Source organism: Methylobacterium crusticola (assembly GCF_003574465.1).
In the GTDB taxonomy this organism is placed as follows: Bacteria; Pseudomonadota; Alphaproteobacteria; order Rhizobiales; family Beijerinckiaceae; genus Methylobacterium; species Methylobacterium crusticola.
Genome location: NZ_QOWC01000493.1, coordinates 1 through 854, shown reverse-complemented (window position 1 = coordinate 854; position 854 = coordinate 1). Strand labels below are relative to the sequence as shown.

1 protein-coding gene is annotated in these 854 nt (G+C 77.2%); it reads left to right on the top strand.

Features of this window, described 5'->3' with window-relative positions; translation table 11 throughout:
* A partial coding sequence (locus tag DT057_RS35080; protein ID WP_128566578.1) for an extracellular catalytic domain type 1 short-chain-length polyhydroxyalkanoate depolymerase occupies positions 1 to 854 on the top strand: 854 nt, incomplete at both ends.

Here is an 854-nt window from a genome sequence, read left to right as displayed (position 1 = left end):
GGGGCCGCGCGCCCGTGGCCGGCCCTCGACATGGTGGCGCCTTCGATCCCGGGCGGGGCCTGGACGGCGCCGGGCTCCGCACCGGGCTCGACCGGCGACGCCCCGTCCGCCGGGACGGCCCCCTCGGGCCGCCAGGGACTCTCGGAGACGATCCGCTCGCTGCGCGAGCGCTTCCCGAAGATGGGGGCGATGCCGGGTCTCGCAGAGGGCCTCGGGGCGGGCCGGTCGGCGCCCGTCCCCGTGCCGGAGGGGGCGCGCTTCGAGGAGCGCCGCTACGCCGGCGCGGCGGGCAGCCGGACCTACAAGGTCTACGTCCCGAGCGGCTACGCCGGCCAGGCGCTCCCGCTCGTCGTCATGCTGCACGGCTGCACCCAGTCCCCGGACGACTTCGCGGCCGGCACGAAGATGAACGCCCTGGCCGAGGAGCAGACCTTCCTGGTCGCCTACCCGGCCCAGCCGGCCTCGGCCAACATGCAGCGCTGCTGGAACTGGTTCAACGCCGGCGACCAGCAGCGCGAGGGCGGCGAGCCGGCGCTGCTCGCCGGCATCGCCCGGCAGGTGGTGGCGGAGTTCTCGGCCGATCCGGCGCGGGTCTACGCGGCGGGCCTGTCGGCGGGCGGCGCGGCGGCGGCGATCCTGGCGGCGACCCACCCGGACGTGTTCGCGGCAATCGGGGTTCATTCCGGGCTCGCCTGCGGGTCGGCCCGGGACATGCCCTCGGCCTTCGCGGCGATGAGCGGGGGCGGATCCGCGCCGGCCCGGGGCGCGCACGCCGCGGTCCCGACCATCGTGTTCCACGGCGACGCCGACCGCACCGTCAACCCGGTCAACGCCGACCACGTCGTCGCCCAGGC